Raw genomic sequence first — 17,111 nt, forward strand, 5'->3', positions numbered from 1 at the left:
CGATCAGAACGGGATCTCGTCGTCCATGTCGTTGCCGCCGCCGGGGCCGCCCGAACCGCCGCCGTAGCCACCGCGATCGTCGGGGAAGCCGCCGCCGCGGTCGTCGCCATAGCCGCCGCCACCGCCGCCGCCGCCACCGTAGCCACCGCCATCGCCGCCGCCGTCACGGCCGTCGAGGAAGGTCAGTTCGCCCGCGTAGGGGCGCAAGACGACCTCGGTCGAATAGCGGTCCTGGCCGGACTGGTCCTGCCATTTGCGCGTTTCCAGCTTGCCCTCGATGTAAACCTTCGAGCCCTTCTTCAGGTATTGCTCGGCCAGCTTCACGAGGTTCTCGTTGAAGATGGCGACCGTATGCCATTCGGTCCGCTCGCGCCGCTCGCCGGTGTTCCGGTCGCGCCAGTTCTCGGAGGTGGCGATGCGCAGGTTGCAGACCTTGCCGCCGTTCTGGAACGTCCGCACCTCGGGGTCGCGGCCGAGATTGCCTATCAGGATCACCTTGTTGACGGAGCCTGCCATGTCGTCTTCCCCCGGGTTCTCTCAGTGGTCTTGTCGTCGCTCGGGACCGCGCGCACCGTCCCGGCGATTCCGGGCGGCCCGCGGCCTTCGGAACCTTAGATCATCCCGCTTTGGTGAATAAAAGCCTAATCCGGGCGCAGGAACCGCGGGCACGCGGACGTCCGCGGCCGCACTTGCGTATTTTCGGAAAGATGAAGGGATCAGGGTGTGTCGGGGAGGTCGGCGCCGAGCGCGACGAGGCGCGCCCGGAGCATCGCGCTGCGCGGGTCGCCGGCCTCGAGCGCGAAGACGTAGGCATGGGTCATGTAGAAGGCGGCCGCTGTGCCGGTGGCGGCCTCGGAGGCCTCGGCGTAAAGGCGGATCAGCGCCGCACGGTCGTCGCGGGCATGGGCGGCGAGGAGTGCCGCGTCGAGGGCGGCCAGGCGCGCGCGCCCCGCGGCGGCGGGATCGGCGAGGCCCGCCGCGAGAAGGCCCTCCGGCGCGGGCGCCGGACCGGTGACGGGCGGCGGGGTCATGCCGCGCCGTCCTCGGCCTCCGCCATGCGGCCCGCGACCCAGGCATGGAAGCAATGGGTCGGCCCGTCCATCGCCGGGCTGAAGCGGCCGCCGTCGAAGCCGGCTGCGAAGCGCCCGCGCTGCATCCCCTCGACCACCATGATGTCCTCGACGAAGACACCCTTCCACTGGGTCGCGTTCTTGGCACGCAGGGTCTCGTCGGTGCCCGGTGTCGCATAGTAGATGTGCACATGCTCGCGCGTGCGGTCGTGGGCGACGGGCTCGAGCACGATGGCGAAGGTATGGTCGCGGTGCACGCCGAGAAGCACGTTGGGATAGAGCGCGACGTATTCCGCGCCCGTGTCCCACTTGTCCGTCAGATCGTCGAAATCCGGGAAAGTCTGCTCGTCGGTGCCGCGCAGCTGGCGGTAGACCAGGGTCCCTTGCCCGGAATACCGACCCGGCGCCTCGATATGGTAGTGGTCCTCCAGCCGCGAATAGCTGTTGAGGCCCGGATGTACCCAGGGCAGGTGATAGCTTTCGCAGTAGTTCTCGACGGCGAGTTTCCAGTTCGTCTCGACCTCGAGGGTGAAGCGGCTGTCCGCGCCTCCGTGATGGAGAGGCCGGTCGTATTCCGACCAGCGCGCCATGAGATCGCCGTGCACCTCGGCGAAGTCTGGCGCATCTCCCGAGAGGTTCACGAAGACCACGTCCATCCAGAGGTGGCTGCGGACCTCGACGAGGCCCAGCGTGGCGCGGTCGATGCCGGGATGGGCGTTCTGCCCGGGCCCGCCCACGTGGGGCGTGGCCACGAGGCGGCCATCCTTCGCGTAGCACCACGAGTGATACGGGCAGCGGATCGCGCCTTCGATCTTGCGCGGCTCCGACACCAGGATCATGCCGCGATGCCGGCAGATGTTGTAGAAGACGCGCACCTCGCCCTCGTCGTCCCGCAGCAGCAGGAGCGGCTGGCCGAGGAACTGCAGCGGCACGGCGTCGCCGGGCTCCGGCACGTCGGCGCCGACGGCGATGGCGGACCAGGTCGTCTCGAGACAGGCGCGGTTCTCGGCCGCGATGGTCTCGGGGTCGGTGTAGTGGGCATTCGGCAGGCCGTGGGCCTTTTCGATCGGGGCGGAGACCTCGTTCAGCACGGCGCGGGCGGCAGCGGCTCGTGGGGTGGTGTGGTGCGTCATGGGGCGGCCCTCCATGCTGGTGCCGGCGGTGGTCCTGGTGCCAACGCGCGCGGCGCCTGGCGAGACCGAGCGTGGGCCCCGCCGCCGAATCCCGTCTTGTCCCTACGCGACAGGCCGATGTCGGGTTCGGACGCTTCAGGTCTTGTCGAAAAGGGCCCGGATCGGCGTCGTTTCGTCCAGCCCGAGGACGTCCCGCAGCGCCGCGCGGCCGCGCGCGAGCCGCGAGGTCACCGTCCCCAGCGGAAGGCCCGTCTCGGCGGCGATCTCGGCGTAGCTGAGCCCGCGCAGGCCTCTCAGGCGGAGGACCTGCGCCTGGTCGGTCGGCAGCCTGTCGAGCGCGGCGAGCGTTTCGGCGACGGCGATGCGGGCCGGCGCGCCGGGGCGGACGGCGGCGCCGGCCTCGGCCTCGGCGCTGTCCCCGGCCGTGACGACGGAACCATGGGGAAGCGGGCGCAGACCCTGGCCGCGCCGGGCGCGCGCGCGGGCCCGCAGCGTCGCCACGGCATAGGCGCCGAGGTCTTCGAGGGGTGCCGCGTCGCTGGCGCCCTGGCGGTCCATCTCGAGCCGGGCCCAGACCCTCAGGAGCGTGTCCTGCACCAGGTCGTCGGCATCCTCCGCGCTGCGGGCGAGGGACCGGGCCTGCCGCCGCAGGTCGCCCAGAAGCCGCGTGAAGGCGGGGTTTGGCCGGGGCACCGGCGCACGCTTTCTGGGGAAGGGTTCGGACATGGCGGAAGGGTCCCCACGGGGGCGGATCGCGGGGGGCAGGGTGGGGCGGTCCTCCCCAGGGCACAAGCCGGTGTCGGGCGCGCGCGGCTGGACGGGCGCAGGCCTGCCGAGGCGCCGGACGGGTCGGCGGGGGCCCGCCGGGGTTGGGGCGGACGTGCCCCGGTTCGGCGGTCGGGCGCCGAGCCGGACCGCGCCGCCGCGCGGGGCCCCGCCGATCGTGGCGCCGGGGCACGTCGTCGGGATCAAACGGCTTGCCCGGCCGCCCTTCATGGGCAGAGGGGTGCCGGACGCACCCTTCGGCCAAGACATGAAAAAGGAGACGCACATGGCTATCCGACAGACCCGGCCCGACTTCTCGACGGCGACACGGCGCAGGGGCGGCCTGCGCCTGGCGCCCGCCGCCATGGCAGGCATCGTTCTCGGCACGCTCGTGGGCGCCGGGCTTGCCATGGGGCAGGCCGAAACGCTCGACGGCGACGGCGACGGGATGGTGAGCTACGAGGAGCTTCTCGTCGCGGTGCCCGACCTGACCGAGGACGGGTTCACCGCCATGGATACTGACGCGGACGGCCTTCTGAGCGCCGAGGAAGTGGCCGCGGCGGTCGAGGCCGGGATGATCCCCGCGGGCTGACCGCAGAAGGGCCGTGCCCCGGGGGCGGTGGCTGCCGGGGGAACGCGGGGGCGGACGATCCGCCCCCGCGTCGCTTTTGGCGGGGACAGGCGCTGCGCGGTGGTTCGGGTCCGGAGCTCAGGTTCCGGCGCGGGCTTCGACCTGGGCCTTGAGGGCGGCGTTCATTTCGCCGAAGGCGAGGCGCGTGGTTTCGGACATGCGTGGCCGGACGATGTAGGCGAGGAAGCCCGAGACCGTTTCGCCGTGGCGCAGGCGGGTGGTCCCGCTCCCCGTGTCCTCTAGAATGAAGAAGTGTTCCGCGTCGAACAGTCCGGGGATCCACCCCATGGCCGTGACCCAGCGCAGCTCGGCCGCATCGCGGGCCACGACGACGCGGGGGCGCATCTCGAACGCTGTGGCGTCCCCGAGGCTGACATCGAGCGTCTGGCCGACGGTCCATTCCCCCGAGACCCTGCGCAGCATCGGGTTCCAGTCGCCATAGCTGTCGGTGTCGGAAAAGGTGGCCCAGACCACGCCCGGCGGCGCGTCGATCTCGATCATGGTCTCGATCGACCCGGCGACGTCCGCCCCAAGGTCGATGTCGCCGACCGTGGCGGCGACGGCGGCACAGCCCAGAAGGGCGGCGGCCACCCCGAGCGCCGGGGTCGGTATCCTGGGGAACGGCATCGGGGTATCCTTGCGTCTTGGGGCGGCACCGCCCCGGGTTTCGATGCGCCGAGAAAGCCACCGAAAGATTGGCAAGGTCTTAATCCCCGAGGGTCGAAAGCCTAAACTGCGCCGAGGTTTGTCGGCACCGCGCGCGAACCCGGAGCGGGGGGTCCGACGTCAAAGTCCGCGTGCGATGGCGGCGACGCCGGTCCGGGCAAGGCGCACCTCGCCGAGGGGGCGCATCAATTCGGTGAAGGCGTCGACCTTCTCGGGCGTGCCGGTGATCTCGAAGACGAAGCTTTCCAGCGTGCTGTCGACCACGTTGGCGCGGAAGATTTCGGCGATGCGCAGCGACTCGACCCGCTTCTCGCCCTTGGCCATGACCTTGATCAGCGCCAGCTCGCGGCTGACGAAGGCGCCTTCTACGGTGAGGTCCGCGACCTCGTGCACGGGCACCATGCGCTCCAGCTGCATCTTGATCTGGTTGATGACCTGCGGCGTGCCACTCGTCACGATGGTGATGCGCGAGCGGTGCCCCTCGTGATCGACCTCGGCCACGGTGAGGCTGTCGATGTTGTAGCCGCGCCCCGAGAAAAGCCCGATCACGCGCGCCAGCACGCCCGCCTCGTTGGTGACCAGAACCGCCAGCGTGTGCGTCTCGATCTCGTCGGACATGTGGCTGCGCAGGTCGTAGGCTGAATGGCTGGAGGAGCCTTTTTCGATGTTGAGCGGCGACATGGGCAGGGTCCCTTCCTTGCGGTCGGGCAGGAGAAAGCACGCGGGCGCCGCGCGTTCAAGGGCGAATGGCCCTCGGGGAGGCCTCCGGGCGCCACATCATGGGCGCCCGGAGCCTTGCGCGGGGGTGCCTCAGGTCGGTTCGGCCTTCAGCCCCCGCCAGATCGCGTAGCACAGGAGCAGCAGGACCACCGTGAACGGCAGGCCGGTGGAGATCACCATGGCCTGCAGGGACGCAAGGCCGCCCCCGATCAGCAGCGCGATCGCCACCAGCCCCTCGAACGTGCACCAGAAGACCCGCTGCGGGACGGGCGCGTCGATCTTGCCGCCCGCCGTGATCGTGTCGATCACGAGGCTGCCCGAGTCCGAGGACGTCACGAAGAACACGATCACCAGGATGATCCCGAGCGTCGAGGTGATGGAGGCCATGGGTAGGCTTTCCAGCATCGCGAACAGGGAGAGCTCCGGGCTGTAGGTGTCGATGACGTTGGCCTTCACGGCCGAGGTCTCGGGGTTGGCGATCATGTCGTTGATCGCCGCGCCGCCGAAGACGGCCATCCACAGGACGCAGACCAGCGAGGGGATGATGAGGACGCAGGTCACGAATTCACGCACCGTGCGGCCCCTGCTGACGCGGGCGATGAACATGCCGACGAAGGGCGACCACGAGATCCACCACGCCCAGTAGAAGGCCGTCCAGCCCTGCATGTAGCCCGTGTCCTCGCGCCCGAACGGGTTCGACAGTGGCACCACCTCGCGGAAGTAGCCGACGATGCCCTCGCCGAACTCCGACAGGATCGTGGCCGCGCCGGCCGCGAACAGGACGAAGATCAGCAGCGCGAAGGCCATCACCATGTTGATCTCGGACAGGACCTTGACGCCGCCGTCGAGGCCGCGCAGCACCGAGATCAGCGCGACGGCCGTGATGGCGACGATCAGGATGACCTGCACCGTGATGCTCTGGGGGATGCCGTAGACGTAGTTCAGCCCGGCATTGGCCTGTTGCGCCCCGAAGCCGAGCGAAGTGGCCAGTCCGAAGAGCGTCGCGAAGACCGCGAGCGTATCGATAATGTGGCCCCACCAGCCCCAGACGCGTTCGCCGAGCAGCGGGTAGAAGGCCGAGCGGATCGTGAGCGGAAGGCCCTTGTTGTAGGTGAAGAGCGCGAGGGCGAGGGCCACGACCGCGTAGATCGCCCATGGGTGCAGCGCCCAGTGATAGGACGTGGCGGCCAGCGCCATCTGCCGCGCCTCCTGGACGTTCGCCTCGATCAGGGTGCCGTCCTCGGCGAAGGGGCGGATCGTGCCCAAGGGCGCGTCGCCCCAGGGCGTGGCGAAGTAGTAGGCCGGTTCCAGCACCCCGAAGAACATCAGACCGATGCCCATGCCCGCCGCGAAGAGCATCGCGAACCAGCCGGCATAGGAATAGTCGGGTGTCGCGTCCGCCCCGCCGAGCCGCACCTTGCCCACCGGCAGGACGATGAGCGCGAGGCAGAAGATGACGAAGACGTTCGCCGACAGCAGGAAGAACCAGTCGAAGCTGGACGTCAGCGCGGGCCGGAGCCAGCCGAAGAAATCCGCCGCCTGCGTCGGGGCCAGAAGCGCGTAGACCACGAAGGCGACGATGGAGAGGCCGGAGATGAGGAAGACGGGGTTGTGGATGTCGAATCCGAAGGGGCCGACGGCGCCCTCTATATTGTCCTGGCCGATGTCGTATTCGGTCTCGATCAGGTCCACGTCGCCTTCCGGCGCCGGGATGCCCTGTAGGTTCGTGTCGTCGGTCATGACGGTATCCCTGTTCTTTTTGCGGTGGCGTCCGCCCTCTGGCGGGGCGGCGGCGGCTGCGGTTGCGGTTCAGGCCGGGTCGCGGACCAGCATCACCGAGTGATGACTGAGCGCGGCAAGGTGCCCGCCATGGCTGCGAAGTTCGAAGCGGCGCGGAATGTGGCTGCCCATGACGATGAGATCGGCGCCAAGCTCGTCGGCCGCCGAGGCAAGCCTGCCATCGAGATCGATCGTGGGGTCGTGCGAGACGATCGGGTGGCTGCCGGCATCGACGACGCCGCGCACCTCAGTCTCGGCCGCCGCGAAACGGGCGAGTTTCTCCGCGAATTCCTCGGGGTTGTGCGCGACGGTGCTCGGCTGCGGCACGGTGACCCCCACATAAGTCACGCGCGCCCCGTAATGCCGGGCGAGATCGGCCGCCACGCCCAGTGCCCGGTCGAGCCGGTCGGCATGGCCGAGGTCCACCGGAACCATGATGTGTCTGAACACGTGCCCCTCCTCTCCTTTGGGTGTCTTGCGACGCATTGGGTGAGGGAATGAGCCCGTCGAACATGGACATGGACGACGGGACATAGCCCAAAAGCGACATATTTTTGTCGCGATTAGGCTAACACCCATGGTTCAGGTTGCAACCCGGTCGCGGGCCGGGGGGGGCGAAACGCCGGATTTTCCCATGCAGGCAAAAGGAAAAGGCGGCCGGACCTTCCGGTCCCGCCGCCTTCCAGATCTTTCCGTTGGCCGTTACTCGGCCAGGTCCCGGATCAGACGAGCACGCCGCCCTCCGCGCCGATCACGCCCTGCGTGTCGGCCTCGCCAAGCAGCATCTCGTTATGCGCCTTGCCGGACGGGATCATGGGGAAGCAGTTCTCGTGCTTCTCCACGAGGCAATCGAAGATGACCGGACCGTCGTAGTCGAGCATCTCCATGATCGCGTCGTCGAGATCCTTGGGATCGGTGCACAGGATGCCCTTGGCCCCGAACGCCTCGGCCAGCTTGACGAAATCGGGCAGGGCCTCGGACCAGGAATGCGAATAGCGCTCGCCGTGGAGTAGTTCCTGCCACTGGCGGACCATTCCGAGGCGCTCGTTGTTGAGAATGAACTGCTTGACGGGCAGGCGGTACTGCACCGCCGTTCCCATCTCCTGCATGTTCATCAGCCACGAGGCCTCGCCCGCCACGTTGATGACCAGCGCATCCGGGTGCGCGATCTGCACGCCGATGGAGGCGGGCGTGCCGTAGCCCATGGTGCCGAGGCCTCCGCTCGTCATCCAGCGGTTGGGATCCTCGAAGCCCAGGAACTGCGCCGCCCACATCTGGTGCTGGCCTACCTCGGTCGTGATGTAGCGGTCGCGTCCCTTGGTCAGCGCCTCGAGTCGCTCCAGCGCGTATTGCGGTTTGATCGTGGTCTCGGAGTTGGTGTAGCGCAGGCACTTCACCGCGCGCCATTCCTCGATCTTCGCCCACCACGCGGCCAGGGCGGATGCGTTGGTCTTCGACCCGCGCGCCTTCCAGACGCGCAGCACTTCCTCCAGCACGTGGGTCACGTCGCCGATGATCGGGAAATCGGCGTGGATCACCTTGTTGATCGAGGACGGGTCGATGTCGATGTGCGCCTTGCGGCTGCCCGGGCTGAAATCCGCGATCCGGCCCGTGATCCGGTCGTCGAAGCGCGCGCCGATGTTGATCATCAGGTCGCAGCCATGCATCGCGAGGTTGGCCTCGTAGAGACCATGCATCCCCAGCATGCCCAGCCAGTTCTTCCCCGAGGCTGGATAGGCGCCGAGGCCCATCAGCGTGGAGGTGACGGGGAAGCCCGTGGCCTGCGCCAGTTCCCGAAGGAGCGCCGAGGCGCGGGGCCCCGAGTTGATGACGCCGCCGCCGGTATAGAAGACCGGGCGTTCCGCCGTCTCCATCGCCTCGACCAGCGCCTCGATCACGGCCGAGTCGCCCTTCACGCGCGGGCGGTAATGTTCGATCTTGGCTTGCGGCTTGGCGGTGTAGGCGCCGGTGGCGAACTGCACGTCCTTGGGGATGTCGACGAGGACCGGGCCGGGGCGCCCCTGGGTCGCGATGTGGAACGCCTCGTGGATCGTGCCCGACAGCCGGTCGGTGTCCTTCACCAGCCAGTTCATCTTGGTGCATGGGCGCGTGATGCCGACGGTGTCGGCCTCCTGGAAGGCGTCAGAGCCGATCATGAAGGTCGGGACCTGGCCGGTGAGCACGACGATCGGGATCGAATCCATCAGCGCGTCGACGAGCCCCGTGACCGCGTTCGTCGCGCCCGGACCCGAGGTGACCAGCACGACGCCCGGCTTGCCGGTCGCGCGCGCATAGCCCTCGGCGGCATGGACCGCGCCCTGCTCGTGGCGGACCAGGATGTGGCGGATCGCGTTTTGCTGAAAGATCTCGTCGTAGATCGGAAGCACCGCACCGCCCGGATAGCCGAATACGACTTCGACGCCCTGCTCCTTGAGGGCCTCGACCACCATCTTCGCTCCGGTCATCTGGACCGTCTTTTGGGGTTCCATCGCGGGGTTCCTTCTCTTCCTGACCACGATCTTCCGTTACGCGATGCCCGACACGCCTTGGGGTGTCCGGCATAAAAAAGCCCCCGGAGTTTCCGAGGGCGCATGGGGTGTGAGTATGGCTGCCGTCACCGACCCATGCGCATCCTGTGTACTACTACGATAAGGAGGTCCATGACCTGCTCCGGCTTTCGAACGCTGCGGACACTAGGGAGGGGGGCAGGGGGCGTCAACCGCGAAACGCCCGGCTTTGTGAATAATCTGTCGCAAGCGCGGCGTTTCGCGCAACAAAGCGATTTCGGGATGAGGCTGGGCGAAACCTCCGTGCCGGCACGCCGCATCCCGCAGATGCGTGTCGGACGTGTCCGGGCGCGTCCCGCGGGCGACCGCCGGATGCCCACCTTTGTCGCGGAAACGATTCACAGCTGTCACGCCGCGCCTGCGGATCGGCCGAGGACAGATGCTCCGATAGCGCTAACGAACCACAACCCGGAGTTGATCAGGTCAAATTGCGCGGATTTTGGTAAGGAAATTTTACAAAAAAGTGCCCTTCGGACGCGAAAACCTGTTTCACGACGCGAGTCGCTTCGCTAACGTGCCGCCACAGCGAATTTGAACTCGCGGTCCGGGGAGGCCCGCGGGACATCCAATGGGAGGATATCTATGGATCGCCGTTCATTCCTGCGCACGTCTGCACTCGGCGGCGCAGCAGCCGCAACCACGTCCCTTGCGGCACCGGCTTACGCTCAAGGCAACCGCACGCTGACGCTGGTCACGTCGGTGCCCGACGGTTTCGCCGTCTTCGATGATGCCGCCCAGCTGGCCATCGACTACATCACCGCGATGACCGACGGTCAGCTCAGCTTCAACAAGATGCCTGCAGGCAGCCTTGTGGGCGCCTTCGAGGTGTTCGACGCCGTGTCTTCCGGGCAGGCCGACCTCTACCACTCGGCGGAATACTACTTCCTCAACCAGCACCCCGCCTTTGCGTTCTTCACCGCCGTGCCCTTCGGCATGACGGCGCAGGAAATGGCCAACTGGTACTACCGTCGTGGCGGTCAGGAACTGCACGACAACCTGTCGTCGCTCTTCGGCCTCAAGCCGCTGATGTGCGGCCAGACGGCGATGCAGCCCGGCGGCTGGTTCAACATCGAGATCAACTCGGTCGAAGACCTGCAGGGCCTGCGCTTCCGCATGCCCGGCCAGGGTGGCCAGGTGCTGGGTCGTCTGGGTGCTTCCGTCCAGAACATCCCCGGCGGCGAGATCTACCAGGCGCTGGCCTCGCGCCAGATCGACGGCGCCGAGTGGATCGGCCCCTATGCCGACGAGCGGATGGGCTTCCAGGAAGTCACCAACATCTACTACGCCGCAGGCTTCCACGAGCCGGGTTCGACCCTGTCGCTGGTGTTCAACCAGCAGATCTGGGAATCGCTGACGCCCACCCAGCAGACCGTCTGCAAGGTCGCCTGCGAAGCCGCACACGCGCAGAACACCGCGCTTTCGCTGGCTGAAAACGGCGCGGCGCTTGCCCGCCTGCAGGCCGGTGGCGTTCAGGTCCGCCAGTTCCCCGATGAAGTGTGGGATGCGTTCGGAACCGCTGCTGCAGAAGTGCGCCAGGAGAACATGGGCGACCCGATCTACGCCGAGATCGCCAACAGCGTGTTCGCCTCGATGAATGAGTCGTCGGCTTGGTACGAGATCGCCGACGGCGAATTCATGCGCCAGCGTAACCGGGTCAACGCAGGCTGAGCCTTGCCTAAAGTTCGTCCCGTCCGGTCGCCTCGCGCGGTCCGGGCGGGGCCTTGCGCCGTGCGTGGACCACTGGGGGTCCGGACTGCACGGCATGCCCGCGTTCGGGGGATCACAGCATGATCGATTTCATCCTATGGGTGCTGCAGAATATCGCGCTGGCCCCGTATCACCTGTTCGTCGCGCTCACGAATCCGGGGGCATGGCTCGACTGGGCCAATCCCGAGGCCGTGATGCGCTTCATCTACTACGGCGCCTCGGTCGAACTGTTCTTCGTGGCCTTCACCACGTTCCTCATCATCACCGCGCTCGGCATGGCCTGGAAGCGCGACATCCTGTGGTGGGGCGTACGCATCCTCGAAGGCTTCGCCAACGTCGTCGGCCGCACGGCCGCGTGGGCGGGCCTCATCATGGTCCTGATCCAGGTCATGATCGTCTTTCTTCAGCGCATCTTCCGTGTGTCCGGGATCGAGCTCGGCCCGCTCGGCATTGCGCTGTCCATGGATCTCAGCTGGTGGGCCGAGGGCCTGAAGTTCTGGAACGCGCTCGTGGTCACGCTGTGCGTGGCCTACACCTTCGTGCAGGGCGGCCATGTCCGCGTCGACCTCGTCTACTCGGCGGTGAAGTTCCGCACGAAGAAGGTCATCGACATGGTGGGCTGCCTGATCTTCATGATGCCGGCCATCGTCATCACGTATCTCTATGCCTGGTTCTTCATGTGGCGGCACCTGATGACGCCTTCGGTGACGTCCACGAGCGAGCTTGACCGCATGCTGATGCAGTCGCGCATCTTCCGCTGGAACGTGGAGACCATCGGCTTCAGCCCGAACGGCTTCAACGCCTACTTCCTGTTCAAGGTGCTGATCGTGCTGTTCTGCGTCATGGTCTTCCTTCAGGCCATCGCCTTCTTCTGGCGCTCGTATCTGGAATGGCTCGAGGGCGAAGCGAGCGAGGGCAAATATCTCGACCGCGACAAGCTGGGCGACGAGGCCGAGGAACTGGAGCACGCGATTCACTCCGGCTCGACCTGAGCCGGGCCGTCGCGCGACTTTCGATTTTGGGACTGACGGCGTCTCCCGTGATGACGCCGGATTGAGGGGAAAGACAGGACCATGCTGTTCGGATTGGATGGGGTCGAGATCGGCCTGATCATCGTGTTCCTGACGCTCTTTGCGGGGATCATGACAGGCTTTCCGGTCGCCTTCGCCATCGGCGGCGCCGGCGTCATTTCCTTCGCGATCATCGCCGCGCTGGACAGTGCCGGCCTCCTGATACACCAGGCGATCGACACGTCATCGGCGGAATACTCGGCGCTCGTTGCCGAAGGGGTCATCCGGGAATCGATATCCGTATTCCGATACCCCGAGTTGCCAAGGATCGAGGAACACCTGTTCCCGGGCGGCTGGGAACAGGCGATGGAGCGCAATATCTCCTTCATCGTCAACCGGATGAACGAGCGCGTCATCGCTGGCCAGTCGATCGAGACGCTGCTCGCCGTGCTGATGTTCGTCCTAATGGGCATCACGCTCGAGCGTTCGAAGATCGCCGAGGAACTTCTGACGACGATGGCGCGGGTCTTCGGCCCGCTCCCGGGCGGCCTTGCCGTGTCCATCGTGATCGTGGGCGCGTTCCTCGCGGCCTCGACCGGCATCGTCGGCGCGACCGTGGTGACGATGGGCCTTCTCGCCCTGCCGACCATGCTCAGGAACGGGTATTCGCCCGAGCTTGCCACCGGCGTCATCGCGGCCTCGGGCACGCTCGGCCAGATCATCCCGCCGTCGATCGTGATCGTCCTTCTCGGCACGCTTGTGGGCGACCTCTACGCCACGGGGCAGGAGACGCGGGCGCAGCTCGCGGGATGTTCCGACGCGCTCACCTACCTGGGTGAGCCCGCTGTCCTCTCGGTCGGGACGCTCTTCCAGGCCGCGCTTCTGCCGGGTCTCTTCCTCGCATTCCTCTATGGCGCCTATGCCTTCGGCTTCGCGCTTCTGAACCCGTCCAAGGCGCCCGCGGTCGAGTTCGGCGCAAGCACCTCCGAACCCGTGACCCGCAACGAGGGCCTGACCTGGTTCCTCGGCGTTCCGGCCGCGATCCTCATCGTCGTCGGTCTGGCCGCGAACGGCGGCCTTATCGGCACCCAGAGCCCGCACCTCGTGGATGCCGGGCCGCAGCAGGAGCGGGTGCTGCGCACCAACGTCAGCGAGCAGTGCCAGGCGGCGATGATCGAGCTGCATGGCCAGGAAACCTGGGATAGGGCGGTCGAGGCCCGCGCGGCCGGTGCCGCGGCCGAAGAAGAGGCAGCCGCCGCCGCCGCCGAGATGACGGACGAGGAACGCGCCGCGGCCGCTGCCGCCGCAGTTCTCACGGCCGCCCCGATCGGCACGGGCGTCACGGCGATCTTCGTCCTGCTCGGCCTGATCCTGACCATCGCACGGGGCATTTCGCCCACGTCCTCGCCGACGCCTCTGCTGGTCGGGGCAGGGGGTATCGCGCTGGCCTTCCTCCTCGATATCCTGGTGCTGACGCCCGCGACGAGTTCGGGTGCCACCTTCCTCATCCTTGCCGTGCCGACGATCCTGACGCTCTACGGCTGCCGCGAGGCGATGGTGCGGCTTGCGCGCAACGACCTGCTCCGCGTGGTCTTCCCGCCGCTGATCCTGATCGTGGCGGTGCTGGGCTCGATCCTCGGCGGCATCACCAACCCGACGCCCGCCGCGGCGCTGGGTGCGTCGGGCGCCATCATGCTCGCCGCCTATCGCAAGCTGAAGGAAGAGAACGGCAAGTCGAAGATCGTGATCTGGGCGAGCTTCGCCATCGTCATCATGATCCTGCTGGGCGTGAACTTCGACCTGCGCATCACCCGCGAGGTCGTGCCGATCGAGGACTGGATCGCCTACGTCCTGGCGCAAATGGCCTATCACTTCGCGTTCTTCGGGCTCCTGTTCTCGTGCTGGGTGCTGTTCCGCTCGAACATCCTCAGCCCGGTGGTCCGCGAGACGGCGAAGGTGACGTCGATGGTCTTCACCATCCTCATCGGTTCGCAGATGCTGAACCTCGTGCTCATTTCCTTCGGGGGCGAGCATCACATCCAGCAGTACCTGCGCAGCTTCGACAACGAACTCGTGGTGTTTTTCGTCGTCATGGCGATCCTGTTCATCCTCGGCTTCGTGCTCGACTTCCTCGAGATCATCTACATCGTGATCCCCATCGTCGGGCCGGTGATCTACGGCGGAACGCTCGATCCGGCCTGGGTGACGATCATGATCGCGGTCAACCTGCAGACGTCGTTCCTGACGCCGCCATTCGGCTTCGCGCTGTTCTACCTGCGCGGGGTGGCGCCACCACAGGTGACGACCGGCCACATCTATCGTGGCGTCGTCCCCTTCGTGCTGATCCAGGTGATCGGGCTTCTGCTGCTCTACTTCTTCCCGGGCATCGTGACGATCCTGCCGGATCTCCTGAACTAGCCGGGTCCGGCACCGAGAAACGCAAAGAGGGGCGCCTGGCGCCCCTCTTTCACGTTCGCGGTTGCGTCGCCGGGCCTATCAGGTCCCATTTGTTGCCCCAGGGGTCCCGCCATTGGGCGACCCGGCCATAGGCCTCGTCGCGCGGTTCTTCGAGGAAACGCCCCCCGGCCGCAATGATCCGGTCCGCGTCTCTGGCGAAATCGTCGGTGTCGAGGAAGAAGGCGACGCGATCGCCCGCCTGGGCGCCCATGGCGGCCACCTGCGCGGGGCTGGTGGGGCGGGCGAGGATCAGTGCCGTTCCCGGCATCGGCGGCGCTACGACGACCCAGCGCTTCCGCCCCTGGTCGATATCCTCGACACAGGTCCAGCCAAGTCCCTCCACGAAAAAGGTCAGCCCTTCGTCGTATTCCGGGACAAGGAACGTGATCCGGCTCGGCACCTCTCAGGCGCCGCGAAGGTCGGGAAGCGTGATCTGCGCCACCTGCTGCGCGATCGGGTCGACCGAGAGCGGGTGCGTCTGGTTGGAGTAATCGTTGGGCTTTCCGATCGGCTGCCACTGGCCGCCGACATAGACCTCGAGCGCGGGGAACTGCGCCTTGTATCCCATCTTGTCCGAGCCGGGCACCCAATAGCCGAGATAGACATAAGGCAGCCCCGCCTCCCGGGCGAGCGCGACGTGATCGAGGATCACGTAGGACCCCAGCGACGACTTCGTGCGGTCGGGGTCGAAGAAGGAATAGACGAGGCTCAGCCCGTCATCGAGGATGTCGGTCAGGCATACCGCGGTCAGCGCCTCGTCGCGCTGGCGGTCGCGGTATTCGACGACGCGCGTCTTGACCGGCGTCTCCTCGATCATCGCGGCGAACTCGAAGACGTCCATGTCGGCCATGCCGCCATCGGCGTGGCGGGCATCGAGGTAGCGACGGAACAGCGCGTACTGCTCCTCCGTGGCCCAGGCCGAACGGGCCGAGCGCACGAGGCTGCCGTTGCGCTTCATCACGCGATTCTGGCTTTTGCGCGGTTCGAAGTCGGCGACCCGGATCCGCGCCGACAGACAGGCCGCGCATTCGGTACAGGAGGGGCGATAGAGAACGTTCTGCGACCGGCGGAAGCCCTGCTTCGACAGCGCGTTGTTCAGTTTTTCCGCCTGCTCTCCCTGAAGCGCCGTGAACAGTTTGCGCTCGCGCCGGCCCGAGAGATACGGGCAGGTCTGCGGAGCCGTCACGTAGAATTGCGGCGCTATGGGCAGGGTATGACGCATGATGCGGGCAGTCCGGGTGGGTCGTGCTTGGTCGTCCTCGGCCTATAGCCTGCCTCACCCGGACCACGGCCCGCAACACGTTTTTTCGTCGCTGGTTAGCGCGGCCGGTTGATCGCCGCGGTTCCGAGGATGTGGTCGTGCAGGCCCTGGTGGCGCTGCGTCGCGGCCATGAGCCCGACGGAGATGATCTGCAGGATCATCGACGCCGACAGCACGAGGTAGAGGCCGGTATGCACCATCGCCTCGCCGCCGGTGAACCGATGGCCGAGCGCATTGCGCAACTCGATGTTCATCAGGCGCATGCCGAGCGTTGCCGACCCGGTCCCGATCGTGGCCGACCGGTAGAGGAAGGAGACGGTGAAATAGAGGATCGGCCAGACCCACAGCAGCACCGTCAGCGTCAGAAGCCCGAGGACCAGAGAGATCGCGCTGATGATGAGAACATCGACCACCCAGGCGAAGAAGCGCTTGGCGGGCACGCCGTCATAGAAGGCGTGGTCGTATTCGGGGTCGGGCAGTCCGCCGGTCAGGGTCATGGCGTGGGACATGGACATCGTCATCTCGTTTGAAAAGGGACAAGTGGCCGCGGCAGGCGCCGTCAGGGGACGTGTCGGGCACCGTGCCGCGGCCGGAACCATGGCGTCAGGGGGGCGCGCCATGGTGTCGTTTCGGCCGTGATGCCCCACCCGCAATGCGGGCGGGACAGGTGGCTCAGGCCTCGGCCGTGTCGTCGGTCCGTGCCTTGCGCGCACGATCGTCCATGAACTGGTCGAATTCCGACTTGTCCTTGGCGTCGCGCAGCCGCTGCAGGAAGGCCTCGAAGGCGTCCTGCTCCTCTTCCAGCCGGCGCAGCGTGTCGGCCTTGTACGCATCGAAGGCGGTGTTGCCGGACGTGCGGAACTTGTGGCGGGTCATGTGGCGGGCGTTGCCGCAGCTTCCGTTGAACATGCGTTTGCTCCAGATCATGTAGGCGAGAAGGGCGAGGCCGAGCGGCCAGAACAGGATGAAGGCAAGGACCATCGCGGCGATCCATGCGCCTTTGCCGCGGGCGTCGAGCCAGGCCTCGGCCCTGGCGAACCAGCCCCGGGCCTCCTGGGCCATCGGAACTTCGGTGGAGGATGCAGTCATCTGGGGTCTCCTTGTCGGCTCTCAGTGAATGTAAATGTTAATCACATTAACGCATATGGGGAGCCGCCTTCGCCCCGCAAGAGGCGAAGTGAATCTTTTTTACATATTTTCGGAAGACGGTCGCGAGCGCCGGGATTCCGCGTTCCGGTCGCGGGGCGCCGGCAGGGATCTGGGCAAAAAGAAACCCCACGCGAGGTGGGGCAGGACATTCCAGATCAGAGGTTCGATCTTGGGGTCCGCTGCCCGGCGCTGCGGC

17 protein-coding genes are annotated in these 17,111 nt (G+C 66.8%); 4 read left to right on the forward strand and 13 right to left on the reverse strand.

Annotated elements, in window-relative coordinates:
- Positions 1–3 precede the first annotated feature (3 nt).
- From ssb to N8I71_RS11875, 4 genes are all read right to left on the reverse strand, one after another.
- A complete protein-coding gene (ssb, locus tag N8I71_RS11860) occupies positions 4–516 on the reverse strand; it encodes a single-stranded DNA-binding protein (RefSeq protein ID WP_262878197.1) in 513 nt (170 codons plus the stop codon).
- A gap of 200 nt (positions 517–716) precedes the next feature.
- Positions 717–1,031, reverse strand: a complete 315-nt coding sequence (locus N8I71_RS11865) for a hypothetical protein (protein WP_316249251.1) — start codon at positions 1,029–1,031, stop codon at positions 717–719.
- Positions 1,028–2,203: an aromatic ring-hydroxylating oxygenase subunit alpha gene (locus N8I71_RS11870; protein ID WP_262878198.1), complete on the reverse strand. Its 1,176-nt coding sequence runs from the start codon at positions 2,201–2,203 to the stop codon at positions 1,028–1,030. The genes N8I71_RS11865 and N8I71_RS11870 overlap by 4 nt, the downstream gene beginning before the upstream one ends.
- 135 nt (positions 2,204–2,338) lie before the next feature.
- Positions 2,339–2,929, reverse strand: a complete 591-nt coding sequence (locus tag N8I71_RS11875) for an RNA polymerase sigma factor (protein ID WP_262878199.1) — start codon at positions 2,927–2,929, stop codon at positions 2,339–2,341.
- A 325-nt stretch (positions 2,930–3,254) separates the two neighbouring features.
- On the opposite strand from N8I71_RS11875, the gene N8I71_RS11880 reads away from it, so the two are divergent.
- Complete coding sequence (locus N8I71_RS11880) at positions 3,255–3,560, forward strand: EF-hand domain-containing protein (RefSeq protein WP_262878200.1); 306 nt, start codon at positions 3,255–3,257, stop codon at positions 3,558–3,560.
- Between the two features lie 117 nt (positions 3,561–3,677).
- Here N8I71_RS11880 and N8I71_RS11885 read toward each other — a convergent pair whose 3' ends face one another.
- From N8I71_RS11885 to N8I71_RS11905, 5 genes are all read right to left on the reverse strand, one after another.
- The gene (locus N8I71_RS11885; protein WP_262878201.1) at positions 3,678–4,226 is read right to left on the reverse strand and encodes an SRPBCC domain-containing protein; all 549 of its coding nucleotides are present in this window, start codon (positions 4,224–4,226) and stop codon (positions 3,678–3,680) included.
- 159 nt (positions 4,227–4,385) lie between these two features.
- On the reverse strand, positions 4,386–4,946 hold the full coding sequence (gene ilvN, locus N8I71_RS11890; protein WP_262878202.1) for an acetolactate synthase small subunit: 561 nt from the start codon (positions 4,944–4,946) through the stop codon (positions 4,386–4,388).
- A 129-nt stretch (positions 4,947–5,075) separates the two neighbouring features.
- Positions 5,076–6,725: a BCCT family transporter gene (locus N8I71_RS11895; RefSeq protein WP_262878203.1), complete on the reverse strand. Its 1,650-nt coding sequence runs from the start codon at positions 6,723–6,725 to the stop codon at positions 5,076–5,078.
- A gap of 69 nt (positions 6,726–6,794) precedes the next feature.
- Positions 6,795–7,214, reverse strand: a complete 420-nt coding sequence (locus N8I71_RS11900) for a universal stress protein (RefSeq protein ID WP_262878204.1) — start codon at positions 7,212–7,214, stop codon at positions 6,795–6,797.
- Between the two features lie 272 nt (positions 7,215–7,486).
- The gene (locus tag N8I71_RS11905) at positions 7,487–9,253 is read right to left on the reverse strand and encodes an acetolactate synthase 3 large subunit (protein ID WP_262878205.1); all 1,767 of its coding nucleotides are present in this window, start codon (positions 9,251–9,253) and stop codon (positions 7,487–7,489) included.
- 660 nt (positions 9,254–9,913) lie between these two features.
- Between N8I71_RS11905 and N8I71_RS11910 the strand changes: the two genes are divergently transcribed.
- From N8I71_RS11910 to N8I71_RS11920, 3 genes are all read left to right on the forward strand, one after another.
- Positions 9,914–10,999, forward strand: coding sequence for a TRAP transporter substrate-binding protein (locus N8I71_RS11910; RefSeq protein ID WP_262878206.1), 1,086 nt, complete (start codon positions 9,914–9,916; stop codon positions 10,997–10,999).
- 119 nt (positions 11,000–11,118) lie between these two features.
- Positions 11,119–12,030 carry a TRAP transporter small permease subunit gene (locus N8I71_RS11915; RefSeq protein WP_262878207.1) on the forward strand — a complete coding sequence of 304 codons (912 nt, stop codon included), beginning with the start codon at positions 11,119–11,121 and terminating at the stop codon, positions 12,028–12,030.
- A gap of 81 nt (positions 12,031–12,111) precedes the next feature.
- Positions 12,112–14,466: a TRAP transporter large permease gene (locus N8I71_RS11920; protein WP_262878208.1), complete on the forward strand. Its 2,355-nt coding sequence runs from the start codon at positions 12,112–12,114 to the stop codon at positions 14,464–14,466.
- A gap of 49 nt (positions 14,467–14,515) precedes the next feature.
- On the opposite strand, the gene N8I71_RS11925 is transcribed toward N8I71_RS11920, so the two are convergent.
- The 4 genes from N8I71_RS11925 to N8I71_RS11940 all read right to left on the reverse strand — a co-directional run bounded on the left by N8I71_RS11925 (position 14,516) and on the right by N8I71_RS11940 (position 16,855).
- On the reverse strand, positions 14,516–14,905 hold the full coding sequence (locus tag N8I71_RS11925) for a VOC family protein (protein ID WP_262878209.1): 390 nt from the start codon (positions 14,903–14,905) through the stop codon (positions 14,516–14,518).
- A 3-nt stretch (positions 14,906–14,908) separates the two neighbouring features.
- Positions 14,909–15,727: an arginyltransferase gene (locus N8I71_RS11930; RefSeq protein WP_262878210.1), complete on the reverse strand. Its 819-nt coding sequence runs from the start codon at positions 15,725–15,727 to the stop codon at positions 14,909–14,911.
- 95 nt (positions 15,728–15,822) lie between these two features.
- Positions 15,823–16,263, reverse strand: a complete 441-nt coding sequence (locus tag N8I71_RS11935; RefSeq protein WP_262878211.1) for an RDD family protein — start codon at positions 16,261–16,263, stop codon at positions 15,823–15,825.
- 175 nt (positions 16,264–16,438) lie between these two features.
- A complete protein-coding gene (locus N8I71_RS11940; RefSeq protein WP_262878212.1) occupies positions 16,439–16,855 on the reverse strand; it encodes a DUF2852 domain-containing protein in 417 nt (138 codons plus the stop codon).
- Positions 16,856–17,111: the final 256 nt, after the last annotated feature.

Source organism: Roseicyclus sediminis (genome assembly GCF_025515305.1).
GTDB lineage: Bacteria > Pseudomonadota > Alphaproteobacteria > Rhodobacterales > Rhodobacteraceae > Roseibacterium > Roseibacterium sediminis.